At 58.9% G+C, this 24,299-nt stretch carries 20 protein-coding genes and 2 tRNA genes; 5 read left to right on the top strand and 17 right to left on the bottom strand.

The annotated features are described in order from the left end of the window. The first annotated feature begins 32 nt into the window (after nucleotides 1-32). From acs to NTD80_RS24640, 4 genes are all read left to right on the top strand, one after another. Complete coding sequence (acs, locus tag NTD80_RS24625; protein WP_262135318.1) at nucleotides 33-1,970, top strand: acetate--CoA ligase; 1,938 nt, start codon at nucleotides 33-35, stop codon at nucleotides 1,968-1,970. 6 nt (nucleotides 1,971-1,976) lie between these two features. Further along, entirely contained in the window at nucleotides 1,977-2,846 is an 870-nt protein-coding gene (locus NTD80_RS24630) for an oxygenase MpaB family protein (RefSeq protein ID WP_106802607.1), read from the top strand. A 57-nt stretch (nucleotides 2,847-2,903) separates the two neighbouring features. Further along, nucleotides 2,904-3,920: a class I SAM-dependent rRNA methyltransferase gene (locus NTD80_RS24635; protein WP_262135319.1), complete on the top strand. Its 1,017-nt coding sequence runs from the start codon at nucleotides 2,904-2,906 to the stop codon at nucleotides 3,918-3,920. Between the two features lie 87 nt (nucleotides 3,921-4,007). After that, nucleotides 4,008-6,938 (top strand): DUF748 domain-containing protein, encoded by a 2,931-nt coding sequence (locus tag NTD80_RS24640; protein WP_262135320.1) that lies wholly within the window; start codon nucleotides 4,008-4,010, stop codon nucleotides 6,936-6,938. Nucleotides 6,939-7,186: 248 nt separating this feature from the next. Here the strand turns inward: NTD80_RS24640 and NTD80_RS24645 are convergent, their stop codons facing one another. The 16 genes from NTD80_RS24645 to rlmE all read right to left on the bottom strand — a co-directional run bounded on the left by NTD80_RS24645 (nucleotide 7,187) and on the right by rlmE (nucleotide 23,455). Further along, nucleotides 7,187-7,807, bottom strand: a complete 621-nt coding sequence (locus NTD80_RS24645) for a BON domain-containing protein (protein ID WP_262135321.1) — start codon at nucleotides 7,805-7,807, stop codon at nucleotides 7,187-7,189. A gap of 295 nt (nucleotides 7,808-8,102) precedes the next feature. After that, nucleotides 8,103-10,208, bottom strand: a complete 2,106-nt coding sequence (pnp, locus tag NTD80_RS24650) for a polyribonucleotide nucleotidyltransferase (protein WP_017528788.1) — start codon at nucleotides 10,206-10,208, stop codon at nucleotides 8,103-8,105. 194 nt (nucleotides 10,209-10,402) lie between these two features. Then, nucleotides 10,403-10,672, bottom strand: a complete 270-nt coding sequence (rpsO, locus tag NTD80_RS24655; protein WP_003176135.1) for a 30S ribosomal protein S15 — start codon at nucleotides 10,670-10,672, stop codon at nucleotides 10,403-10,405. A 159-nt stretch (nucleotides 10,673-10,831) separates the two neighbouring features. Then, nucleotides 10,832-11,749: a tRNA pseudouridine(55) synthase TruB gene (gene truB, locus NTD80_RS24660; RefSeq protein WP_034117853.1), complete on the bottom strand. Its 918-nt coding sequence runs from the start codon at nucleotides 11,747-11,749 to the stop codon at nucleotides 10,832-10,834. A 3-nt stretch (nucleotides 11,750-11,752) separates the two neighbouring features. Further along, nucleotides 11,753-12,148, bottom strand: a complete 396-nt coding sequence (gene rbfA / locus NTD80_RS24665; RefSeq protein WP_016973761.1) for a 30S ribosome-binding factor RbfA — start codon at nucleotides 12,146-12,148, stop codon at nucleotides 11,753-11,755. Nucleotides 12,149-12,307: 159 nt separating this feature from the next. Beyond that, a complete protein-coding gene (infB, locus tag NTD80_RS24670) occupies nucleotides 12,308-14,833 on the bottom strand; it encodes a translation initiation factor IF-2 (RefSeq protein WP_025857113.1) in 2,526 nt (841 codons plus the stop codon). Nucleotides 14,834-14,860: 27 nt separating this feature from the next. Continuing rightward, a complete protein-coding gene (nusA, locus tag NTD80_RS24675; RefSeq protein ID WP_008057419.1) occupies nucleotides 14,861-16,342 on the bottom strand; it encodes a transcription termination factor NusA in 1,482 nt (493 codons plus the stop codon). 47 nt (nucleotides 16,343-16,389) lie between these two features. Continuing rightward, complete coding sequence (gene rimP / locus NTD80_RS24680; protein WP_003235029.1) at nucleotides 16,390-16,848, bottom strand: ribosome maturation factor RimP; 459 nt, start codon at nucleotides 16,846-16,848, stop codon at nucleotides 16,390-16,392. Between the two features lie 140 nt (nucleotides 16,849-16,988). Further along, nucleotides 16,989-17,065, bottom strand: a tRNA-Met gene (locus tag NTD80_RS24685). A 96-nt stretch (nucleotides 17,066-17,161) separates the two neighbouring features. Next, nucleotides 17,162-17,247 (bottom strand) — tRNA-Leu (locus tag NTD80_RS24690). 22 nt (nucleotides 17,248-17,269) lie between these two features. Then, nucleotides 17,270-17,653 (bottom strand): preprotein translocase subunit SecG, encoded by a 384-nt coding sequence (gene secG / locus NTD80_RS24695; RefSeq protein ID WP_010206600.1) that lies wholly within the window; start codon nucleotides 17,651-17,653, stop codon nucleotides 17,270-17,272. 4 nt (nucleotides 17,654-17,657) lie between these two features. Continuing rightward, a complete protein-coding gene (tpiA, locus tag NTD80_RS24700; protein ID WP_058427650.1) occupies nucleotides 17,658-18,413 on the bottom strand; it encodes a triose-phosphate isomerase in 756 nt (251 codons plus the stop codon). A gap of 66 nt (nucleotides 18,414-18,479) precedes the next feature. Then, nucleotides 18,480-19,817, bottom strand: coding sequence for a phosphoglucosamine mutase (gene glmM, locus NTD80_RS24705; protein WP_065910270.1), 1,338 nt, complete (start codon nucleotides 19,815-19,817; stop codon nucleotides 18,480-18,482). A 16-nt stretch (nucleotides 19,818-19,833) separates the two neighbouring features. Then, on the bottom strand, nucleotides 19,834-20,685 hold the full coding sequence (gene folP, locus NTD80_RS24710; protein WP_262135322.1) for a dihydropteroate synthase: 852 nt from the start codon (nucleotides 20,683-20,685) through the stop codon (nucleotides 19,834-19,836). A gap of 8 nt (nucleotides 20,686-20,693) precedes the next feature. Continuing rightward, entirely contained in the window at nucleotides 20,694-22,604 is a 1,911-nt protein-coding gene (gene ftsH / locus NTD80_RS24715; RefSeq protein WP_032803717.1) for an ATP-dependent zinc metalloprotease FtsH, read from the bottom strand. Nucleotides 22,605-22,804: 200 nt separating this feature from the next. Further along, complete coding sequence (gene rlmE / locus NTD80_RS24720; RefSeq protein ID WP_010206606.1) at nucleotides 22,805-23,455, bottom strand: 23S rRNA (uridine(2552)-2'-O)-methyltransferase RlmE; 651 nt, start codon at nucleotides 23,453-23,455, stop codon at nucleotides 22,805-22,807. 106 nt (nucleotides 23,456-23,561) lie between these two features. On the opposite strand from rlmE, the gene NTD80_RS24725 reads away from it, so the two are divergent. Next, nucleotides 23,562-23,870 (top strand): YhbY family RNA-binding protein, encoded by a 309-nt coding sequence (locus NTD80_RS24725; RefSeq protein ID WP_010206607.1) that lies wholly within the window; start codon nucleotides 23,562-23,564, stop codon nucleotides 23,868-23,870. A gap of 9 nt (nucleotides 23,871-23,879) precedes the next feature. Here NTD80_RS24725 and NTD80_RS24730 read toward each other — a convergent pair whose 3' ends face one another. After that, nucleotides 23,880-24,284, bottom strand: coding sequence for an MFS transporter (locus tag NTD80_RS24730; RefSeq protein ID WP_120449941.1), 405 nt, complete (start codon nucleotides 24,282-24,284; stop codon nucleotides 23,880-23,882). Nucleotides 24,285-24,299 lie beyond the last annotated feature (15 nt).

The following is a 24,299-nucleotide window of genomic DNA, read 5'->3' on the forward strand; positions in this document are numbered from 1 at the left end:
TCTTGTCGCTAAAACAAGAATAAGGACCGCTCATGTTCGACCTCAGCCAATTCCCCACCGCCGATGCCGTCCGCCGGGCTGCGCAACTCAGCCAAGAGGACTATCAGCGCCTCTATCGCCAATCCATCGACCAGCCGGATACTTTCTGGGCTGAACAGGCCATGGCCTTTCTCGACTGGATAACTCCGTGGCACACCGTCCAGCAGTCGGACATCCACACCGGTACCGCCCATTGGTTCGCCGGCGGCACGCTGAACGTCAGCTACAACTGCATTGACCGTCACCTGGCGCAACGCGCCGATCAGCCGGCCTTCATCTGGGAAGGCGATGATCCGACAAACGCGTCCAAAATCACCTACCGCCAACTGCACCAAAACGTCTGCCGCCTCGCCAACGTGCTGAAAAGCCGGGGCGTGAAGAAAGGTGACCGGGTGTGCATCTACATGCCGATGATCCCGGAGGCGGCCTACGCCATGCTCGCCTGCACGCGCATTGGCGCAGTGCACTCGGTGGTGTTTGGGGGGTTCTCGCCGGATGCCTTGCGCGACCGCATCCTCGATGCCGACTGTCGCACCGTGATCACCGCCGATGAAGGCGTGCGCGGCGGCAAGCCGGTGGCACTGAAACAGAATGTCGACAAGGCCCTGGCCAGTTGCCCGGACGTCAGTACGGTGCTGGTGGTCGAGCGCACCGGCGCAACTGTGAACTGGAGCGAAGGCCGCGACCTGAAGTATCGGCAATCCCTTGAAGCCGCGAGCGACGATTGCCCACCCGAGCCCATGGACGCCGAAGACCCGCTGTTCATCCTCTACACCTCCGGCAGCACCGGCAAGCCCAAGGGCGTGCTGCACACCACCGGCGGTTACCTGCTGCAGGCGGCGATGACCTTCAAGTACGTGCTCGATTACCGCGACGGCGAGGTGTTCTGGTGCACCGCCGATGTCGGCTGGGTCACTGGCCACAGCTATATCGTGTATGGCCCGCTGGCCAATGGCGCCACCTCGCTGATGTTCGAGGGCGTACCGAGCTACCCGGACAGCTCGCGCTTCTGGCAGGTGATCGACAAGCACCAGGTCAACATCTTCTACACGGCGCCCACCGCCCTGCGCGCCTTGATGCGTGAAGGCCATGGCCCCTTGCAGAGCACCTCCCGCGCCAGCCTGCGCCTGCTGGGCAGCGTCGGTGAGCCGATCAACCCGGAGGCGTGGGACTGGTATTTCAACGCGGTCGGCGAACAGCGCTGTCCGATTGTCGATACCTGGTGGCAGACCGAAACCGGCGGCATCATGCTCAGCCCGCTGGTCAGCGCCCGGCGGATCAAGCCGGGTTGTGCGACCCAGCCGATGTTTGGCGTACAGCCCGTGCTGCTGGACGAGCATGGCAAGGTGATCAGCGGCGCCGGCAGCGGCGTGCTGGCGATCAAGGCCAGTTGGCCGGGGCAGATCCGCAGTGTGTATGGCGATCCGCAGCGCATGATCGACACCTACTTCAAACCCTACCCCGGCTACTACTTCACCGGTGACGGCGCCCGGCGCGACGAAGACGGCGACTACTGGATCACCGGGCGCATCGACGATGTGATCAACGTGTCCGGCCACCGTATCGGCACCGCCGAAGTGGAGAGCGCCCTGGTGCTGCATGACCAGGTGGCCGAAGCGGCCGTGGTCGGCTACCCCCATGACGTCAAGGGCCAGGGCATTTATGCCTTCGTCACCCCGATGAATGGCGTCGAGCCCGATGACACATTGAAAAAGCACCTGCTGGAGCTGGTCAGCAAGGAAATTGGCAGCTTTGCCAAGCCGGAACTGATCCAATGGGCGCCCGCTTTGCCGAAGACTCGCTCGGGCAAGATCATGCGCAGGATCCTGCGCAAGATCGCCTGTAACGAACTCGACAGCCTCGGTGATACTTCCACCCTGGCCGACCCGAGTGTTGTCGACGGCCTGATCGACAAACGCCTGAACCGATAGGACACCATGGAATTTCTGCGCAGCCGTATCGAAACCCAGTTGATGAGCCTGACGGGCTTGTCACTGGGCCAGCTGGACCTGGAAAACCCCAAGGGCGACCCAGGCCTGTTCGGGCCGGACTCGGTCAGTTGGCAGGTGCATGGCGACTTCAGCAGCATGCTGATCGGCGGTATCAGCGCCTTGATGCTGCAAGCCTTGCACCCGCTGGCCCTGGCGGGCGTGTGGGATCACTCGAACTTCCGCCAGGACATGCTCGGGCGGCTGCGGCGGACTTCGCAGTTCATCTCCGGGACCACCTTCGGCTCGCGCAAGGATGCCGAATGGCTGATCGAAAAAGTCCGCACCATTCACCTGCAGGTGGTCGGCCATGCGCCGGACGGGCGTCCTTATGCCGCCAGCGATCCGGAGCTGCTGACCTGGGTGCACGTGGCCGAGGTGAGCAATTTCCTCGCGGCCCACCTGCGCTATCGTAACCCGCACCTGTCGGGTCGGGATCAGGACCGTTACTACAGCGAGATTGCCTTGGTCGCCGAGCGACTGGGCGCGCGGCATGTGCCGCGTTCGCGGCAGGAAGTGGCGGATTACATGGCGCGTATTCGTCCTCAACTGCTGTGCGACGAACGCAGCCACGAAGTGCTGCGCCTGCTGCTCAATGCGCCTGCGCCCAGTCACCTGGCCAAGCCTTTCGGTGCCTTGATGATGCAGGCCGGCATTGATCTGCTGCCGGACTGGGCAAGCGCCATGCTCGACCAACAGCAGAGCCCGCTGCAGCGCCAGATGATCCGCGCCGGGGTCAAGCGCAGTGCGCCGTTGCTGCGCTGGGCGATGCGCAATGGTTCGGTGCAACGCGCCCATCGGCGGATGGGGTTGATGTAGGCCGTGGCGCATAACTGTTAAACTCCGCGCCCTCATTTCCCCAGCAAGGCGCGCTCCATGTCTTCCTTGAATCAGGCGCTGCGCGCCGCCCTCGATCAACGCCAAGACCTGATCAACGAGCTGCATGCCCAAGGCACCGATTGCTATCGGTTGTTCCATGGCAGCCAGGAAGGCGCGGGCGGCCTGACCGTCGACCGCTACGGCCCGCAACTGCTGGTGCAGAGCTTCCACCAGAGCCTGGAAACCAGCGACCTGCTGGCGCTGCATCAACAGATCAACCAGCACCTGGGCCTGGAACTGCTGCTGGTGTACAACGACCGCTCCCGTGGCAACTCGCGAATCGACCGCGAAGACACGGTGTACCGCGCCGAACCCGCTGCGCTGGAAGACATGATCGGCCACGAGTGGGGTCTCAATTACCGCGTGCGCGGGCGGCATGCCGGGCAGGACCCGTTGCTGTTCCTCGACCTGCGCAACACTCGTGGCTGGGTCAAGGCGCACAGCGCGGGCAAAAGCGTGCTGAACCTGTTTGCCTACACCTGTGGCGTCGGCTTGAGTGCCGCAGCCGGCGGCGCCAGCGAGGTGTGCAACCTGGACTTCGCCGAAGGCAACCTGGCGGTCGGCAGTGAGAACGGCCTGCTCAACCCACAATTGCCGACCATGGAGTTTGTGCAGTCGGATTATTTCCCGGCGATTCGCCAGTTGGCCGGCTTGCCGATTACCCAACGTCGTGGGCAGAAGCTGCCGAGTTACCCGCGCCTGGAGCCACGTCAATATGACCTGGTATTGCTCGACCCACCGGCCTGGGCCAAGAGCGCATTCGGCACTGTCGACCTGCTGCGCGACTACCAGAGCCTGCTCAAGCCGGCGCTGCTCGCCACCGCCGACAACGGCGTGCTGATCTGCTGCAACAACCTCGCAAAAGTCAGCATGGACGACTGGCGCGACCAGGTGCTGCGCTGCGCCGAGAAAGCCGGGCGGCCGGTACGCGACTGGCAGATCATGACACCTGGCGCGGACTTTCCCTCGCAAGACCAACAGCCGCCGTTGAAGACCCTGATCCTGCAGCTGTAGTACTTTTCCCAAGAAGCCCCGTACTTCGGAACCGAAATCCCGTGCCATACTCCAAGGCACTCTTGTTCGACATAGATGGCGTCACCCATGCCCAAAGGATTGATTCGCGCCGCTGGCGCCCTGTTGACCGCCCTTGCCCTGTACAGCTTGCTGGGCTTTCTGATTCTGCCGGGCATCGCCCTTCGCATTGCCAACCAACAACTGGCCCATTACGCCACGGTGCCGGCCCGGATCGAGCGCATCGAGCTCAACCCGTTCAGCCTGGAAGTGACGGCATGGGGCCTGAAAATCGGCGAGCCGGGCAAGGAGCAAGTGGGTTTCGAGCGTCTCTACGCCAACCTGCAGATCGACAGCCTGCGGACTCGCGCGCTGCACCTGGCCGATGTGCAATTGGACAAGCCCAAGACCGAACTGCTGTTCGACAAGTCCGGCCAGTTGAACCTGGCGCAGCTGTTCAAGCTGCCGCCCAGCGAGCCTAGCCCGGCCGATCCAAATGCCAAGCCGTTTCCATTGCGTATCGACAGCATCAAGCTGGCGGGCGGCTATGTGCACTTTCAGGACCTGCGCCCCAGCGAACCTATCGAATTTCTCTACGACACGCTCGACTTCGAACTGAAGAACCTCAGCACCTTGCCCGAAGACAACGCCGACATGACCTTGGTGGCCGCCGGCCCTGAAGGCGGGCGGATCGACTGGAAAGGCAATTTCAGCCTGGTGCCGATCATTTCCGAAGGGACCCTGAAGGTTACCGACGGCAAGATGAAAGCCTGGTGGCCTTATGTGCGCGACGCCTTGCCACTGGTGCTCGAAGACGGCGTACTCAACTTCAGTACCGACTACCGATTCAGCCTGGCCAAAGAGACCGAGCTGAACCTGACCAACACCGCAGCAAGCGTCGCGCCGTTTGCCATCAACGCGCCGGATGGGCGCCCGCTGGTGCGCCTGGAGCGCCTGGACGTCAGTGAGACCACGGTTGACCTGGCCAAGCAGCAGGTCGTCATCGGCAAGATCCGCAGCAACAAACTGGAAACCTGGGCCGCCCGTGAAGCCGACGGCCAACTGGACTGGCAGAAACTGTTCGCCAGCCAACCGAGCAAACCGGCCAAGGCGCCTGAGCCTGCCACGGCACCGGCCACCGCCGACTCACCGAAACCCGGACCCGCCGCGCCGAGCAAACCCTGGCAAGTGCTGCTCAAGGATGTGCAGTTGCGCAACTATCAAGTGCACCTGGCCGACCGCCAGGTCAAACCCGCCGTTGCGCTTGAACTGGGCCCGTTGAACGTCGACATGCAGAACTTCGACAGCCTCAACCGGAGCCCCTTCACCTTGAAGGTCGACTCCGGCCTGGGCAAGCAGGGCAAGATCCAGGCAACCGGCGAGGTCAACCTCAACCCGATCAGCGCCAAGCTGAAAGTGAATACCCAGGACATCGACCTTCGGGTGGCGCAGTCCTATATCAGCCCGTTTATTCGCCTGGAACTGCGTAGCGGCATGCTCGGCAGCAATCTGGACGTCAACCTCAAGAGCGCCGATCCGCTGAAGCTCCAGGTAACGGGCCGGGCGCAAGTCGACCAGTTGCACACCCTCGACACCCTGAAGACCCGCGACTTCGTGAAGTGGCAGCGCCTGGTGCTGGAAGGCGTGAACTACCAGCACGGTGAGAGCCTGTCGATTGACAAGGTCAACCTGCTGCAACCGTATGCACGGTTCATGATCAACGACGACCGCACCACCAACGTGGATGACCTGCTGATTCCACAGCCGGCGAACAGTGGCGCCAAGTCAGCGGCAAAACCGGCCAGCAAAGACAAACCCCTGGGCATTCATGTCGGGCAAATCGCGATCAACGACGGCTCGGCCAATTTCGCCGACTTCAGCCTCACGCCCAACTTCGCCACGGCGATTCAACAACTCAACGGGCAGATCGGCACCATCGACAGCCGCCAGGCCAAACCGGCCAGCGTCGACATCAAGGGCAAGGTCGACCGTTACGCTCCCGTCACCATCAAAGGCAGCGTGAACCCGTTTGATCCGATGGCGGCGCTGGATATCGCCACCAGCTTCAAACGTGTCGAGCTGACCACCCTGACGCCTTACTCGGGCAAGTTCGCCGGCTTCCGTATCCGCAAGGGCCGTCTCAACCTCGACTTGCACTACGTGATCACCAAAGGCCAACTGAAGGCCGAAAACAAGGTGGTGGTCGAGCAACTGCAGTTGGGTGAGAAAGTCGACAGCGCCGATGCCGTGGACCTGCCGATTCGCCTGGCCATCGCGTTGCTCAAGGACAGCGACGGCAAGATCTCGATCGAACTGCCGGTCACCGGCGATTTGAACAACCCGCAATTCAGCGTGATGCCGATCGTCTGGCAGACCCTGCGAAACCTGGTGGTACGCGCGGCGACGGCGCCGTTCAAATTCATCGGCGGGCTGATCACCGGGGGAGGCTCGGAGGACCTGGGTAATGTGTCCTTCGCCGCCGGCTCCAGCGAATTGAGCAAGGACGCCGAAGGTGCACTGAATACGCTGGCCAAGGCTCTCAAGGAACGCCCTACCCTGCGCCTGGAAATCGAAGGCACGGCCGCGGCCAGCAGCGACGGCCCGTTCCTTGCCTCCCAGCGTCTGGAGCGTGAATACCAATACAACTACTACAAGATGCTCCAGCGCCGTGGCGACAAGGTCCCGGCCCAGGCTTCGTTGTTGGTGGTTCCGGAAAGCGAGAAGGCCCCGCTGTTGGAAGGCATCTACCGCACGCGCCTGAAGCAGCAGCCGCCAGCCGAGTGGAAAGACCTCAGCCGCGACGACCGCACGGCCAAGTTGAAAGACGGTGTAATCAAGTTCTGGAGCAGCAGTGATGTGCTGCTGCGCCAGCTCGGCCAGGATCGCGCCAGTACCATCAAGGATTACCTGGTGGACAAAGGGCAGTTGGAAGATGACCGGGTGTACTTCATCGATGCCAACCTGGGCCAGGCCGAGAAGGATGGCCGGGTGGTGACGCCAATGCACCTGGATGCCGAGTAGCTGGCGGAGGCGGTGCGTCAGTCACTATGGGCTGACACACCGAACTCGCGGGCAAGCCCGCTGCCATATTTGATCGCTGTCGCACTGGGATTTTGTTTCGACCCACAATAGAACAGGCCCCGACACGAATGCCGGGGCCTGTAATGACCACATCCTTGTGGCCGGTCGCATGAACTCGTGAGGTGCATTGAGTGGATATCTAGCTCACTCGTTGCCGCCTTCGCCTAGTTCAGACGAATGGGTAAGCGTTAGTCTGCTTTCAGGCCATCGGCCGATACAGCTTTAACGCCTTTGATTTTCTTGGTGATGTTCACCGCGGTAGTTTTCTGCGCTTCAGTCACAGCGACCGAAGAGGACAGGGAAACTACACCTTTATTGGTTTCGACTTTGATGTCGGTACCAGGAATGCCTTTCTCGGTTACCAGGTCAGCTTTCACTTTGGTGGTGATCCAAGTGTCCGAGGTGGACTCTTTGGCACCTGCAGCTGCGCTTTTGGTTTTATCGACGTTGTCTGCCTTGGTAGCGCCGCCAGCCAGCAGGCCATCAGCAGAAACTGCAGTTACGCCTTTGATTTTCTTGGTGATCGCTACAGCGGTCGCTTTTTGCGAATCCGAAATGGCTACGGTCGACGAGAGGGAAACCACACCTTTGTTGGTTTCAACCTTGATGTCCGAACCAGGAATACCTTTCTCGGTCAGCAGATCAGACTTAACTTTGGTGGTGATCCAAGTATCCGAAACGCTTTCTTTTGCCTTGGTGGCTTCACCCGCCGCCATGGTCATTGGAGCTTGGGAAGTCTGGGCAAAGGCCACGTTAGCACCCATGGCCAGGGTCAGAGCGGTAGCAGTAGCGAGAGCGAACTTCTTCATACGAGTAACTCCTGTTTTATTAAAAGTCTGCAGTGTGTGAACCTTGATGCTGCAGCGTTAACAGGGATATTGCAGACAGTGTGCCAAGTCTCGATATCCAGATAAACCCTTATAAAACAATACGTTACGAAAACACGCTTTTTTCGGAATCGTGCAACTTGCATGAACCTGACCGATGCTGCATGCAAGTTGCGGTTTTTTCGATTTACTAAGCGCCTGATTTACCGGCATTTTCTCACGGACATAAAAAAAGGACCCCGAAGGGTCCTTTTTCCAGCTTAAAGCCTGCGGGTATTTAAACGCCCGAAGCCTTGGCTGCTGCTACGTCCTTGATGGACAGCTTGATACGGCCGCGGTTGTCCACGTCCAGTACCAGCACTTCCACTTCCTGGCCTTCTTTCAGGATGTCGGTCACTTTCTCGACGCGAGCATCGCTCAACATGGAGATGTGAACCAGACCGTCCTTGCCAGGCAGGATGTTGACGAATGCGCCGAAGTCGACGATGCGCTCAACCTTGCCGACGTAGATCTTGCCGATCTCGGCTTCAGCGGTGATGCCCAGAACGCGCTGACGTGCCGCTTCAGCTGCTTCCTTGGTTTCGCCGAAGATCTTGATCGAGCCGTCGTCTTCGATATCGATCGAAGCCTTGGTCTCTTCGCAGATCGCACGGATGGTCGCGCCGCCTTTACCGATGACATCACGGATTTTGTCGGTGTCGATTTTCATCGCGATCATGGTCGGAGCATTTTCCGACAGCTCGGTACGCGACTGACCAATGATCTGGTTCATCTGGCCGAGGATGTTCAGGCGCGCTTCCAGGGCTTGGCCCAGAGCGATTTCCATGATCTCTTCGGTGATGCCCTTGATCTTGATGTCCATCTGCAGCGCGGTCACACCTTTGGCGGTACCGGCTACTTTGAAGTCCATGTCGCCCAGGTGGTCTTCGTCACCCAGGATGTCGGTCAGGATGGCGAACTTCTCGCCTTCTTTAACCAGGCCCATGGCGATACCGGCAACCGGTGCCTTCATCGGCACACCAGCGTCCATCAGTGCCAGGGAAGCACCGCACACGGAAGCCATCGAGCTGGAACCGTTGGACTCGGTGATTTCCGAGACAACACGGATGGTGTACGGGAACACGTCAGCAGCCGGCAGCATGGCCTGGACCGAACGACGGGCCAGACGGCCGTGACCGATTTCGCGGCGACCAGCGCCACCCATGCGACCACACTCGCCCACCGAGAACGGAGGGAAGTTGTAGTGCAGCATGAACGGGTCTTTTTTCTCGCCTTCCAGGGTGTCCAGCAGCTGTGCGTCACGGGCAGTACCCAGAGTCGCGACTACCAGGGCCTGGGTTTCACCACGGGTGAACAGGGCCGAACCGTGAGTCTTCGGCAGAACGCCGACTTCGATGTTCAGCGGACGCACGGTGCGCGTGTCGCGACCGTCGATACGTGGCTTGCCGTTTACGATGTTTTCGCGAACGGTGCGGTATTCGATTTCACCGAATGCAGCTTTGACGTCGCTGGCGGAAGGCTGGCCTTCTTCGCCGGACAGCTTGGCCACAACCTGATCCTTCAGCTCGCCCAGGCGAGCGTAACGGTCGGCCTTGACAGTGATGGTGTAGGCGTCGGAGATAGCAGCGCCGAACTCGGAGCGGATAGCGCCCAGCAGTTCGGTGGCTTCCGGGGCTGCAGCCCAGGTCCAGGTCGGCTTTGCAGCTTCGGCAGCCAGCTCGGTGACAGCCTTGATGACAGCCTGGAATTCGTCGTGGGCGAACAGCACGGCGCCCAGCATCTGGTCTTCGGTCAGCTCTTTGGCTTCCGATTCAACCATCAGAACGGCTTCCGAGGTACCGGCAACGACCATGTCCAGGCTCGATGCTTTCAGTTGCTCGTAAGTCGGGTTCAGCAGGTAACCGGTGCTCTCGTGGAAAGCAACGCGGGCTGCGCCGATCGGACCATCGAAAGGAATGCCGGAGATGGCCAGGGCAGCCGAAGTACCGATCATCGCGGCGATGTCCGGATCGGTTTTCTTGCTGGTGGAAACGACGGTGCAGACAACCTGCACTTCGTTCATGAAGCCTTCTGGGAACAGCGGACGGATCGGACGGTCGATCAGTCGGGAAGTCAGGGTTTCTTTCTCGGAAGGACGGCCTTCGCGCTTGAAGAAACCGCCAGGGATCTTACCGGCAGCGTAAGTCTTTTCCTGGTAGTGAACGGACAGAGGGAAGAAGCCCTTGCTCGGGTCAGCGGTCTTCGCGCCGACTACGGTCACCAGTACGGTGACGTCATCGTCAACGGTGACCAGCACTGCGCCGGAGGCTTGACGGGCGATACGGCCTGTCTCGAGGGTAACGGTCGACTGACCGAACTGGAATTTTTTGATAACCGGGTTCACGGTGTCCTACCTTCTTTGTGGCTCTTGGGGAACTTGTCTTCTTGCGAAATTCTTGGGCAATGCCGGGAGTCGGCCCGACCGCTGTCCAGGGTAAAACGTGTGTCCAGATAAAACTTGAGGCTGGGAGCCTGCCATGGGCCAGCGGAAATCCCACTGACACACGGCAGACAACCAACCTCTAGCGCAATCGCTTATTAGCGACGCAGACCCAGGCGACCGATCAGAGCCTGATAACGACCCAGATCCTTGCCTTTCAGGTAGTCCAGCAGCTTACGGCGCTGGTTTACCATGCGGATCAGACCACGACGGGAGTGGTGATCTTTACCGTTGGCCTTGAAGTGACCTTGCAGCTTGTTGATGTTGTGGGTCAGCAGTGCAACTTGCACTTCTGGCGAACCAGTGTCACCAACAGCTTGCTGATAGTCAGCTACGATTTGTGCTTTTTCTTGAACGTCGAGAGCCATGAGGCAATCCTTTTTTCAGGAAACCACCCAAAGGGCAGTCTCAACAGGCCAGGGACAAATCCCTGTATCTAAAAATGAGTAGTGACCGTGCCTGTTAACAGCCACCCTCGTTCCAGTTTGCGTAAAATCTACTGCGCTTTTACCACAAACTGGTTTCGGTCATTCTGACCGAATCAGTCGACGCGGCGCGATGCGCCCGTCTTCGCTCACTTCACCGATACCGATAAAGCGACCGTTATGATCCTGTACCCGCACCATGCCGAACTTCGGGGCATCCGGGGCACGTACCGGCTGGCCGTTGAGCCAGTAGAACGCGCTGTGCTCCGAGAAGTGCAGCAATGGCCAATCCAGCAAACCGCTGTCCGATGGCATCAGGAAGCGATCCACCGCTTCATTGCCGCCTTCGGCGTGAACCGCTTCCAACTCTTCCAGCGTCACCGTCTGGGCCAGGCTGAAAGGTCCGGCCTGGGTACGTCGCAGCTCAGCAACGTACGCGCCGCAACCGAGCTTTTCACCGATATCTTCCACCAGGGTACGGATATAGGTGCCTTTGCTGCAGTCCACGGCCAGGCGCGCAGTGTCACCTTCACAGGCGAGCAATTCCAAGCGCGCAATAGTAACAGAACGCGGTTCGCGCTCCACTACTTCGCCCGCACGTGCCAGCTTGTAAAGAGGCTGCCCATCGCGCTTGAGAGCCGAGTACATCGGCGGTATCTGACTGATTTCTCCACGAAAAGCGGGTAAAGCAGCCTCGATATCAGCACGACCAACGGTCACGTCGCGAACCTGCAAAACATCACCTTCGGCGTCAGCCGTGGTGGTGGTCTTGCCCAGTTGCATCAGGGTTTCATAACCCTTGTCGGAATCGAGCAGGTATTGCGAGAACTTGGTGGCCTCGCCAAAGCACAACGGCAATACACCGGTGGCCAGGGGATCGAGGCTGCCGGTATGCCCGGCCTTCTCGGCATTGAGCAGCCAGCGAACCTTCTGCAACGCAGCATTGGAGGTAAAGCCAATGGGTTTGTCGAGCAGAATGATGCCGCTGACATTGCGACGAATACGTTTGACCTGAGCCACCGCTTACTCCTTGGCGTCTTCAGGTGTGGACGGGTGCTGGCTGTCTTCAGCCACGGCGCGCTCGATGAGTGCCGACAGGTGCGCACCACGCACGACGCTTTCGTCGTAGTGGAAGTGCAACTGGGGCACGCTGCGCAGCTTCATCTCACGGGCCAACTGCATGCGCAGGAAACCTGCTGCCGAGTTGAGCACCTTGATGCTTTGCGCGATTTCTTCGCTGCTGTCCTGGCCCATCACGGTGATGAAAATCTTCGCGTGACCAACGTCACGGCTCACTTCAACAGCGGTGATGGTGACCAGGCCAACGCGGGGGTCTTTGACTTCGCGACGGATCAGTTGGGCCAGCTCACGCTGCATCTGATCGCCGATACGCTGGGTACGGCTGTATTCTTTTGCCATGTCTTGTTACCTGTTACTGCCACACGGTGAAACCCGTGGGGTCTGAAAGCGGCAAACGCCCGGCCTGACAAAAGCCAGACCGGGCGTTGCGTTTAGAGTCCGGACACTGCGCGGGGCATCTGCATGCCCACCCGCCGTGTGGCTCCTGAAGTGCGCGAGTTAGAGGCTGCGAGCAACCTGAACCTTCTCGAAGACTTCGATCTTGTCGCCAACCTTGACGTCGTTGTAGCTCTTGACGCCGATACCGCATTCCATGCCGGCACGTACTTCAGAAGCGTCATCCTTGAAGCGGCGCAGGGATTCCAGCTCGCCTTCGAAGATAACGATGTCTTCACGCAGTACGCGGATTGGACGGTTACGGTACACGGTGCCTTCGACAACCATGCAGCCGGCGATCGCGCCGAATTTCGGCGAGCGGAACACGTCACGTACTTCGGCGATACCCAGGATGTTCTCCCGGACGTCACTGCCAAGCATGCCGGTAAGGGCCTTCTTGACGTCTTCGATGATGTCGTAGATGACGTTGTAGTAACGCATGTCCAGGCCTTCCTGCTCGACGATCTTGCGAGCGCCAGCATCGGCACGCACGTTGAAGCCGAACAGTACAGCGTTGGAAGCCAGTGCCAGGTTGGCGTCGGATTCGGTGATACCACCGACACCGCCACCGACAACGCGCACTTGCACTTCGTCGTTACCCAGGCCGTTCAAGGCGCCGTTCAACGCTTCGAGGGAACCACGGACGTCAGATTTGAGGACGATGTTAAGCGTCTTCTTCTCTTCCTGGCCCATGTTCTCGAAGATGTTTTCCAGCTTGCCAGCGTGAGCACGGGCCAGCTTGACTTCGCGGAACTTGCCTTGACGGAACAGAGCCACTTCACGGGCTTTCTTCTCGTCGGCAACCACGCTCATCTCGTCGCCAGCGTCCGGCGTACCGTCCAGGCCGAGGATCTCGACCGGGATAGCTGGACCTGCTTCCTTGATTGGCTTGCCGTTCTCGTCGAGCATGGCACGTACACGGCCGTAGTTCGAACCGACCAGCACCATGTCGCCTTGGCGCAGGGTACCGTCTTGAACCAGGACGGTCGCCACCGGGCCGCGGCCCTTGTCGAGGCGGGACTCAACCACGACACCACGGCCAGGAGCCGATGGGGTAGCGGTCAGTTCCAGAACTTCGGCTTGCAGCAGAACGGCTTCGAGCAGTTCGTCAACGCCGGTACCCATCTTCGCAGAGACCGGTACGAATGGAGTGTCGCCACCCCACTCTTCGGAAGTCACGCCGTGAACCGACAGTTCGCTACGGATGCGATCGAGATCAGCGCCCGGCTTGTCGATCTTGTTCACGGCAACCACCAGCGGCACGCCAGCCGCTTTCGCGTGCTGAACAGCTTCGATGGTTTGTGGCATCACGCCGTCGTCCGCTGCAACCACCAGGATCACGATGTCGGTCGCCTTGGCACCACGAGCACGCATTGCGGTAAACGCGGCGTGACCCGGGGTATCGAGGAACGTCACCATGCCACGGTCGGTTTCAACGTGGTAAGCGCCGATGTGCTGGGTAATGCCGCCGGCTTCGCCCGCAGCTACCTTGGCACGACGGATGTAGTCGAGCAGGGATGTCTTACCGTGGTCAACGTGGCCCATTACGGTCACGACCGGCGCACGGGAAACAGCCTCGCCTTCAAACTTCAGGGACTCGGCCAGGGAATCTTCCAGGGCGGTGTCGCTGACCAGGGTCACTTTGTGGCCCAGCTCTTCAGCAACCAGTTGGGCAGTTTCCTGGTCCAGTACCTGGTTGATGGTGGCCGGAGTACCCAGCTTGAACATGAACTTGATGATTTCAGCAGCCTTGACCGACATCTGCTGGGCCAGATCGCCCACAGTGATGGTCTCGCCGATCTTCACTTCACGCACGACAGGGCCGGTTGGGCTCTGGAAACCGTGGGCGTTGCGTTTCTTCAGCTTGGCCTTGCCGCGACCACCACGACGGAAGCCATCGCTTTCTTCGTCGGTAGTACGTGGGGCAACGCGTGGAGCAGGCGCTTTCTCTTTGACCGACGCACGATGCGGAGCGTTTTTGCGCTCGCCATCACCGCCACCACCACGACGATTGTTATCGTCGGCACGTGGCTTGTCTGGACGACGCGGTTCGTCGCGCTTGCGGGCGTCAGCGGCAGGAGCAGGTGCGGCGGCAACCGGAGCGGCCTCACGCACAGCTTCTACCGGCGCGCTTGGCGCGGCGACTGCTTCAGTGGCAGCAGGTTGCGCAGCAGCAGGCTGGCGACGCGCTTCTTCTTCGGCGCGACGCTTGGCTTCTTCTTCAGCCTTCTGACGAGCAGCATTTTCTACTGCGCGACGTTCTTCCAGTTCGCGTTTGCGCTCGGCTTCGATTTCTTCCGGGCTGCGCTGTACGAAGACTTTCTTCTTGCGTACTTCAACGCTGATGCTCTTGCTACCAGCAACACGCAGTGTGCTGGTGGTTTTGCGCTGCAATGTAATCTTGCGCGGTTCTTCCACTTTCGCCTTGTGGCTGCTCTTCAAGTGAGTCAGCAAAGACTGCTTCTCACTATCGCTCACACCTTCATCGGCGGCGGTGTGCGGCAGACCTGCCTCACGCATCTGCTGCAACAGGCGCTCTACCGGTGTTTTGACCTCATCGGCCAGTTGTTTCACCGTGACTTGCGTCATGCACTTCTCTCCTCAGGCCGCGCCTAATTACTCGAACCAATGGGCTCGGGCGGCCATGATCAACTTGCCGGCACGATCATCGTCAATGCCGTCGATGTCGAGCAGATCGTCAATAGACTGCTCGGCCAGGTCTTCGCGGGTAATTACGCCGCGCACCGCCAGTTCCATCGCCAAATCCTTGTCCATACCCTCAAGCGAGAGCAGGTCTTCGGCCGGATGGGCGTCTGCCAGCTTTTCCTCAGTAGCGATGGCTTTAGTCAACAAACGATCCTTGGCCCGAGCGCGAAGCTCGTTGACGGTGTCTTCGTCAAAGCCGTCGATGTTGAGCATTTCTTCCAACGGTACGTAGGCAATCTCTTCCAGGCTGGTGAAGCCTTCATCTACCAGCACCTGCGCCAGGTCTTCGTCGACTTCCAGCTCGTCGATGAAGTTGCGCAGGATGTCACCGGTTTCAGCTTGCTGCTTAGCCTGGATGTCCGATTCGGTCATCACGTTCAGGGTCCAGCCGGTCAGTTGGCTGGCCAGACGCACGTTCTGACCACCACGACCAATGGCCTGAGCCAGATTGTCTGCGCCAACGGCGATGTCCATTGCATGGGCATCTTCGTCAACGATAATTGCCGCCACTTCAGCCGGCGACATGGCGTTGATCACGAACTGCGCCGGGTTATCGTCCCACAGGACGATGTCCACACGCTCACCGCCCAATTCGCCCGACACTGCCTGGACGCGCGAACCGCGCATACCAATGCAAGCGCCTTGCGGGTCGATGCGTTTGTCCTTGGAGCGAACCGCGATCTTGGCGCGCGAACCCGGGTCGCGGGACGCAGCCATGACTTCGATCAGGCCTTCGGCAATTTCCGGCACTTCAATACGGAACAGCTCGATCAGCATTTCCGGCGCGGTACGCGACAGGATCAACTGAGGGCCGCGGTTCTCGGTGCGGATTTCCTTGAGCAGCGCACGCAAACGCACGCCAACACGGAAAGTTTCGCGAGAGATGATGTCTTCGCGGGCCAGCAACGCTTCGGCGTTGTTGCCCAGGTCGACGATCACGTTATCGCGGGTAACTTTTTTCACGGTGCCGGAGATGATTTCACCCAGGCGCTCGCGATAAGCGTCAACGACTTGAGCGCGCTCGGCTTCGCGAACCTTCTGCACAATGACCTGCTTGGCGGTCTGTGCAGCAATACGGCCGAATTCGATCGATTCGATCTTTTCTTCGACGACATCACCGACCTTGGCGCCAGGGTGCGTTTCAGCAACCTTGCTTGGCCAGGTTTCGATGGCCGGATCATCAAGATCGGCTTCTTCGACGACCGTCCAGCGACGGAAAGTCTCATAGGCACCGGTGTGGCGGTTGATTTCCACACGCAGATCAACTTCGTCTTCAAAACGCTTTTTGGTTGCAGTGGCCAGGGCCAGCTCCAGCGCTTCAAAAATCACGTTTGCCGGTACGCCCTTTTCATTGGATACCGACTCAACAACCAGCAGTACTTCTTTGCTCATCGTACGCCTCGCCTTTCGCAAGCCATTGGATCCGCGGGATCCGCGTCTCAGTCAAAACTGGGAATAATGTTGGCCTTGTCGATCATATCGATCGGCAACAGGAACTCATGGTCTTCTACCTGCACCACGACATCCTGTTCTTCTACACCGCGCAGAAGGCCCTGAAAGTTGCGACGCCCTTCGAACGGGGATCGCAGCTTGATCTTCACTTGTTCACCGGCAAATTTTGCAAACTGATCAATAGTGAACAGTGGGCGTTCCATGCCTGGCGAGGAAACTTCGAGGGTGTATTCAACGGAGATCGGATCTTCAACATCCAGGACACCGCTGATCTGACGGCTGACAATGGCACAATCGTCCACCAGCACGCCGCCCTCTTTATCGATATAAACGCGCAACATTGAGTGGCGACCTTGAGCCGAAAACTCAATACCCCAGCATTCATAGCCTAGGGCCACGACCACCGGGGCCAACAAGGCCTGCAACTCTTCTAGCTTGCTCGACACCTGAACCCCCTCGTGCATGTATGTGCATGCTGTGCAAAATAAAAAAATGGGCGAAACGCCCATCCTTGAAACGCCGTCGAACAGCGGCGTTGAAAGTGTCCAGCTAACAAAAAGCCCCTTAAAAGGGGCTCCGCTAAAACTGGTTGCGGGGGCCGGATTTGAACCGACGACCTTCGGGTTATGAGCCCGACGAGCTACCAGACTGCTCCACCCCGCGACAAAGCTGGGGCGGAAGTATACGACCGATCCCTTACAGGGTCAATGTAACCTTCCACCTACAAGAAAGCCCGCAACAGCGGGCTCTCCTGATAATTGGTACCGAGAAGGGGACTCGAACCCCTACACCCTATGGGCACAACCACCTCAAGGTTGCGTGTCTACCAATTCCACCACCTCGGCAATACAGCGTTTACAACCCTTCTTACTTCTGCTCTTGAGCTGGAGGTACGTCAGTCGCTGGAGTAGCCGACTTTTGCTCTTGAAGCACCGGGACATCATCAGAAGCCGGTTTTGCTTTTGGTACTTCCAACACTGCTGGGTTTGGGAGACCTACCTGAGTCAGCACATGAGCTTTCTCTTTAGCAAAGTAACCTAACCCCAAGCTGGTTATGAAGAAACCGGCGGCAAGTATAGCAGTAAACTTACTAAGAAAGGTAGAGGAACCTTGGCTTCCGAACACAGTATTTGAAGCACCTGCACCGAAAGACGCACCAGCATCCGCACCTTTACCCTGTTGCAACAAAACCAGGGCAACTACGCCCAGGGCAGCCAACAGATGAAAAACGACTACGACTGTTTCCAGCATTTTTTCAGTTTCCCGCGGCGCGACAGATCGCACCGAACTCATCTGCATTCAGGGAAGCTCCACCAATGAGCCCCCCATCGATATCCGGCATGCCGAACAGTTCGACCGCATTGGCCGCCTTCACGCTGCCGCCGTATAGAAGACGCACACCTTGTGCGACTTCAGAATTCTCTGCCGCCAACTGCGCGCGGATGGCTGCGTGCACATCCTGCGCCTGTTGCGGTGTAGCAGTCAGCCCGGTACCAATGGCCCAGACCGGCTCGTAAGCAATAACTGCCTTTGCAAATGCACCAACACCCAGCTCCTCGATGATGCTGCCCAGCTGACGCGAGACAACTTCAAGAGTCTTGCCCGATTCACGCTGCTCCAGGGTCTCCCCTATGCACAACACTGGAATCAAGCCACAAGCCTGTGCCGCTGCGAACTTGCGATTGAGTGTCCCATCACGCTCGCCCATCATCTGACGGCGCTCGGAGTGCCCGACAAGCACATAGGAACAACCCGCATCGACCAATTGACTCGGTGCAATCTCACCGGTCAACGCACCTTGCATGGCTTCCACCGCAGAATTCTGCGCGCCGACCTGAATCGACTTGCCTTTCAAGCCATCAACTACTTGAGTGATATGCAAGCAAGGCGGGAAAACCGCGACATCAACACCGCTAGGCAAGGCCAAGTGACGAAGGCCATTGATCAGCTCAGCGACACTGGCGCGGGTACCGTGCATCTTCCAGTTACCAGCTACCATAGTGCGACGCATGCTGTACCTCGTCGGTCAAAGTGGGCGCAGATGTTACCCAACCACATCATCACTGGCAAGCCGAATTCAGGCGCAAACTTCAGTTACCAGTTTTGCCAGGTCTTCGGCATGGCCGCGAACCTGAGTTTCGTCGTCACCTTCGACCATGACACGCACCAGAGGCTCCGTGCCGGACTTGCGCAACAACACCCGGCCACGCCCCGCCATTGCCAGGGTCACACGCTCGCACGCCTCTTTGACAGCGGGATGCTCGATCGGGTTTTCGCCACCGGCAAAACGCACGTTGAGCAATACTTGTGGACACTTGCGCAGGGCCTGGCGCGCCTGGGCCAGGCTCTCTTCACGGCGACGCAGGGCCAATAGCACCTGCAGCGCAGCAATGATCGCGTCACCGGTGGTGGTGTGCTGGAAGCAAACAACATGCCCCGAGTTTTCCCCACCGATCTGCCAGTTGCGCTCAAGCAACTCGGCGATCACATAGCGGTCACCGACATTGGCACGCACGAACGGAATGCCAAGATCTGCCAGGGCCAACTCCAACCCCAGGTTACTCATCAGCGTACCGACGACACCCCCTTGCAGCTTGTTACGCTCATGCAGGTCGCGAGCAATGATGAACAGCAGGTCATCCCCGTCGACCACGGCGCCGGTGTGATCCACCATGAGCACGCGATCGCCGTCACCGTCGAAGGCAATACCCAGGTCCGCATGCTCGGCCAGGACCGCTGCCTGCAGCTGGCCCATATGCGTCGAGCCACAGTTGTCGTTGATGTTCAACCCGTTAGGCTGGGCCGACAGCACTGTCACATCAGCCCCAAGCTCCTTGAATACGCTCGGGGCCACCTTGTAGGTCGCACCATGGGCGCAGTCGACAACAATTTTCAGCCCGGCAAAATTGGTGCTGCTTGGCACGCTGCTCTTGCAGAATTCGATGTAGCGGCCAGAGGCGTCGTTGATACGCGACACCTTGCCCAGCTTGCTGGACTCAACCACCGTCATCGGTGCGTCCAGCAGCTCTTCGATCATCAACTCGATCTCATCCGGCAGCTTGGTGCCCAGACCCGAGAAAAACTTGATGCCGTTATCATCATGGGGATTGTGAGAAGCACTGATGACAATCCCGGCTTCCGCGTGGAAGGTACGCGTGAGGTAGGCGATAGCCGGCGTCGGCATTGGCCCCAACAGCATCACATCAGCGCCCGCGGCGGACAAACCAGCTTCCAGCGCGGATTCAAACATGTACCCGGAAATTCGAGTGTCCTTACCCACCAGGATGCGGCAGGCGCCCATGCTACGGAACGCCATACCTGCCGCCCACCCCAGTTTGAGCATGAAGTCCGGAGTAATCGGAAACTCGCCAACCCGCCCACGGATACCGTCGGTGCCAAAATATTTTTTAGTCATAAGTGCTCCATCATTCTTATTCGGCTGATTCTACCGCGGCAATCATGCGCACCACATCCACCGTCTCGGCGACATCATGCACGCGCAAGATACGCGCACCCTTGGTCATAGCAAGCGCCGCGAGTGCGAGACCGCCGTACAACCGCTCACCTACCGGACGATTCAGGGCCATCCCTATCATGCTCTTGCGCGAAACACCGACCAACAGGGGCCGACCAAGGGCATGCAGGGACTCCATATGCTTGAACAGGCTTAAGTTGTGCTGCAAGGACTTGGCGAAGCCAAACCCTGGATCCAGGATAATCTTTTCAGGCGCAATCCCGACTGAGGCGCATTGAGCGACCCTTTCAGCCAGGAAGCTGCTCACTTCACCCACCAGGTCATCATAGTGCGGGTTGTCCTGCATATTGCCGGGCTCACCCAGCATATGCATCAGGCACACCGGCAGACCGGTAGCCGCCGCCGCGTCCAGGGCGCCGTCACGCCGCAGGGAACGCACGTCATTGATCAACCCTGCCCCCAGGCGCGCCGTCTCACGCATGACTGCCGGGGTGGAAGTATCGACCGAGATAATGACATCCAGCTCGCGAGCAATGCGCTCGACAATCGGCGCCACACGCTCCAACTCCTCCAACGGAGAAACCACCCGAGCGCCAGGCCGAGTCGACTCACCGCCGACATCAATCAGGGTCGCCCCCGCCGACACCATTGCTTCGGCATGGCGCAACGCAGCATCGAGCTGGCTGAAGCGGCCGCCGTCGGAAAAGGAGTCAGGGGTGACATTAAGAATGCCCATCACGTGCGTATGGGCCAAATCAAGAACCCGGTTGCCGCAAGGCAACCGGGTGGAGGACAACACAGAAGTCATTTCAAACCTTAGTGGTCAGCTGCCGGACCACCGATCGGGGTTTCAGGGCGTTCGTTCTGCACGACAGGCGGAGTGCCAGAGGTGCCCGAACCACCTTCCCAATCACGCGGCTCACGCGGCGTACGGCCCGCCATGATGTCGTCGATCTGGTCAGCATCGATAGTCTCGTACTTCATCAACGCGTCAGCCATGGCGTCCAACTTGTCACGGTTGTCGGTCAGGATCTGCTTGGCCGTGCCATAGCACTGGTCAATGATGCTGCGCACTTCGGAGTCGATCAGCTTGGCTGTCTCGCCGGAGAAGCTGGCACTCTGACCACCACCCCCACGACCCAGGAATACCTCACCCTCTTCCTCGGCATACATCAACGGACCAAGTTTCTCCGACAAGCCCCACTTGGTCACCATGTTCCGCGCAATCTGACTGGCACGCATGATGTCATTGGAAGCGCCGGTCGTTACGCCATCAAAACCCAGGGTCATCTCTTCAGCAATTCGACCGCCGTACAGTGAGCAGATCTGGCTGATCAGCGCACGCTTGGAGAGGCTGTAACGATCCTCTTCCGGCAGGAACATGGTGACACCCAGCGCCCGACCCCGAGGAATGATCGACACCTTGTAGACCGGGTCATGCTCTGGGACAACGCGACCCACGATGGCGTGACCGGCTTCGTGGTAAGCGGTGTTCTGCTTTTCTTTCTCGGACATGACCATGGATTTGCGCTCTGCGCCCATCATGATCTTGTCTTTCGCCAGTTCGAACTCTTTCATCTCGACGATGCGCTTGCCTGTACGAGCCGCGAACAACGAAGCTTCGTTGACCAGGTTGGCCAGGTCGGCACCGGAGAAACCCGGCGTACCACGCGCAATCACTGCTGGAGCGACATCGTCACCCATTGGCACTTTGCGCATGTGGACTTTGAGGATTTGCTCGCGACCACGGATATCCGGCAAGCCTACGACAACCTGACGGTCGAAGCGGCCTGGACGCAGCAGCGCAGGGTCCAGCACGTCAGGACGGTTGGTCGCAGCGATGACGATGATGCCGTCATTCATCTCGAAACCATCCATCTCGACCAGCAACTGGTTGAGGGTCTGCTCACGCTCATCGTGACCACCGCCCATGCCAGCACCACGATGGCGACCAACAGCGTCGATTTCATCGATGAAGATAATGCACGGTGCGTGTTTCTTGGCCTGCTCGAACATATCGCGAACGCGGCTGGCGCCGACACCGACGAACATTTCGACGAAGTCAGAACCGGAAATGGTGAAGAAAGGCACCTTGGCTTCACCGGCAATCGCCTTGGCCAGCAAGGTTTTACCGGTACCCGGAGGACCGACCATCAGCACGCCGCGAGGAATACGGCCGCCCAGGCGCTGGAACTTGCCCGGATCGCGCAGGAATTCAACCAACTCACCGACTTCTTCCTTTGCCTCGTCGCAACCCGCGACGTCAGCCAGGGTGGTCTTCACCTGATCTTCGGAAAGCAGGCGCGCCTTGCTCTTGCCGAAGCTCATCGGCCCGCCCTTGCCTCCCGCACCGCCTTGCATCTGGCGCATGAAGAACATGAACACGGCGATGATCACCAGGATCGGGAAGCTGGCCACCAGGAGTTGAGTCCAGATGCTCTGCTGCTCAGGCTGCTTGCCCTCGACAACCACATGGTTATCCACCAGGTCGCCGATCAGACCGTTGTCCTGAATGGCCGGACGAATGGTCTTGAAGCTGTCGCCATCGTTGCGTTTGCCGGTGATCACGTAGCCATCAACCGCCACGCGCTCGACCTTGCCATCCTTAACTTGCTGGATGAAGTCGGAATAGTTGAGGGTCTGCGGCTCGTTAGGGCTGGAGAAGTTGTTCATCACCGTCACCAGGACAGCCGCGATGATCAACCACAGGATCAGATTCTTTGCCATATCGTTCAATTAACTACCCTCTGAAGCAAGCTCCGCTACTGGCGCGCGCTTCGCATGATATTCACCGGCCTAACTTACTACATTACCTACAACTCTGGCAGGCGCCGTCTGTAACCCTTTGTGAAACTTTGACTACACAATATTCGTAAAGCTTCGTGACGAAAGCGATATAAAAAAACCTATCGACTCCCTTCAAACCTTCAAAGACGCTCATCACTGGCAGCGCCTTCAATGCCGCGGAACCCCCGCGCCAGCAGATATTGCTCGCGAGACCGGTCCCGGGAAGAGTCCGGTTTACGCATCTGTACCTTGTCGAACAGCTTGCGGATGTTCTTGTGGTACTCGTCGAAGCCTTCACCCTGGAAGACCTTGACCAGGAAATCACCACCCGGACGCAATACCCGCCCCGCCAGATCCAGCGCCAACTCGCACAGGAACATGGCTCGCGGCATATCAACAGCCGGTAATCCACTCATATTGGGGGCCATGTCGGAAATCACAAGGTCTACCTGCGAATTTCCGACGGCTTCCAGGATCTCGGCCAGTACGGCGTCCTGGGTGAAGTCGCCGTGCACAAAGGTTACATCCGGGATGCTGTCCATCTCGAGGATGTCGGAAGCGATCAATCGGCCTTGCCCGCCAATCAGACGACTGGCCACCTGGGACCAGCCACCGGGTGCTGCACCCAGGTCGATCACGCTCATGCCGGGGCGAAACAATTTGTCCTTGTCCTGGAGCTCCAGCAGCTTGTAGCTGGCCCGGGACCGGTAGCCGTCCTTCTGCGCCTTTTTGACGTAAGGATCGTTGAAATGCTCTTGCAGCCACTTAAGGCTAGTTTTGGAACGGGCCACGGGCCACCTCGAAAAATAAAACGGGTCGTGATTAACTGGGCGGTCCCGGACTCGCTCGGGTAAACTGGCCGCCGCTTTTTACAAGATCAGACGCAGGGGTCAGATTATGCCGCTCACTCAAGAGCAGAAGAAACAGTACAAATCCATTGGCCACCATCTGAAACCAGTTTTGATTGTGGCAGATAACGGTTTGACTGAAGGTGTGTTAGCCGAATTTGAACGCGCACTGAACGATCACGAACTGATCAAGATCAAGGTCAATATCCTTGATCGCGAAGCGCGCCTGGCCGCCATTGCAGAACTGTGCAAGGTTGGCAAAGCGGACCTGGTCCAGGTCATCGGCAAGATGGCGCTGCTGTATCGCAAGAACTTCAGCGTCAACAAGCAACTGTCGAACGTTCATCGCTTCAAATGACAACAAGGGTCACGGGCGTGCTTCGCGCGCCCCGCCACTCCATCCCGGTGCAGGCTGTATAACCAGCACCAGGCCGGAGAACCCTAGCACAAGATAGCTGAATAGCTGCCAGCGCAACGCTTCCGGCAGCCACACATGCACGATGCAGTACATCGCACATGCATACAGCGCCATCAACAGCAGTTGGCCGCGAATATCCCGCCACAAACTCCCCAAGCCTTCGGCCTTGACCAGCACCAACGCCTGGAGCGTCACGCACGCCGCCGCAAAACCCACCAGCAGCGCACTCAGTAATCCATCGATCTCATCGATCAGCAACGGTGCCAGGCCAATCAGGCCCAGCGCCGGTAACACGCCAATGTGCAACAACCACAGGCCGCCCACCCAAAGCATCTGGGCAAGCTGCCAAAGCATGGCGCCCGCACGAAG

The organism is Pseudomonas sp. 13B_2.1_Bac1 (assembly GCF_025466155.1).
Classification (GTDB): domain Bacteria; phylum Pseudomonadota; class Gammaproteobacteria; order Pseudomonadales; family Pseudomonadaceae; genus Aquipseudomonas; species Aquipseudomonas aylmerensis.

Excerpts from the sequence above, each read along its gene's own strand:
- NTD80_RS24725 (WP_010206607.1), top strand. The coding sequence starts at position 23,562 with ATGCCGCTCACTCAAGAGCAGAAGAAACAGTACAAATCCATTGGCCAC.
- acs (WP_262135318.1), top strand. The coding sequence starts at position 33 with ATGTTCGACCTCAGCCAATTCCCCACCGCCGATGCCGTCCGCCGGGCT.
- folP (WP_262135322.1), bottom strand. The coding sequence starts at position 20,685 with ATGACTTCTGTGTTGTCCTCCACCCGGTTGCCTTGCGGCAACCGGGTT.
- tpiA (WP_058427650.1), bottom strand. The coding sequence starts at position 18,413 with ATGCGTCGCACTATGGTAGCTGGTAACTGGAAGATGCACGGTACCCGC.
- nusA (WP_008057419.1), bottom strand. The coding sequence starts at position 16,342 with ATGAGCAAAGAAGTACTGCTGGTTGTTGAGTCGGTATCCAATGAAAAG.
- rpsO (WP_003176135.1), bottom strand. The coding sequence starts at position 10,672 with ATGGCTCTCGACGTTCAAGAAAAAGCACAAATCGTAGCTGACTATCAG.
- NTD80_RS24630 (WP_106802607.1), top strand. The coding sequence starts at position 1,977 with ATGGAATTTCTGCGCAGCCGTATCGAAACCCAGTTGATGAGCCTGACG.
- rbfA (WP_016973761.1), bottom strand. The coding sequence starts at position 12,148 with ATGGCAAAAGAATACAGCCGTACCCAGCGTATCGGCGATCAGATGCAG.
- NTD80_RS24635 (WP_262135319.1), top strand. The coding sequence starts at position 2,904 with ATGTCTTCCTTGAATCAGGCGCTGCGCGCCGCCCTCGATCAACGCCAA.
- glmM (WP_065910270.1), bottom strand. The coding sequence starts at position 19,817 with ATGACTAAAAAATATTTTGGCACCGACGGTATCCGTGGGCGGGTTGGC.
- NTD80_RS24645 (WP_262135321.1), bottom strand. The coding sequence starts at position 7,807 with ATGAAGAAGTTCGCTCTCGCTACTGCTACCGCTCTGACCCTGGCCATG.
- secG (WP_010206600.1), bottom strand. The coding sequence starts at position 17,653 with ATGCTGGAAACAGTCGTAGTCGTTTTTCATCTGTTGGCTGCCCTGGGC.
- NTD80_RS24730 (WP_120449941.1), bottom strand. The coding sequence starts at position 24,284 with ATGCTTTGGCAGCTTGCCCAGATGCTTTGGGTGGGCGGCCTGTGGTTG.
- NTD80_RS24640 (WP_262135320.1), top strand. The coding sequence starts at position 4,008 with ATGCCCAAAGGATTGATTCGCGCCGCTGGCGCCCTGTTGACCGCCCTT.
- ftsH (WP_032803717.1), bottom strand. The coding sequence starts at position 22,604 with ATGGCAAAGAATCTGATCCTGTGGTTGATCATCGCGGCTGTCCTGGTG.
- infB (WP_025857113.1), bottom strand. The coding sequence starts at position 14,833 with ATGACGCAAGTCACGGTGAAACAACTGGCCGATGAGGTCAAAACACCG.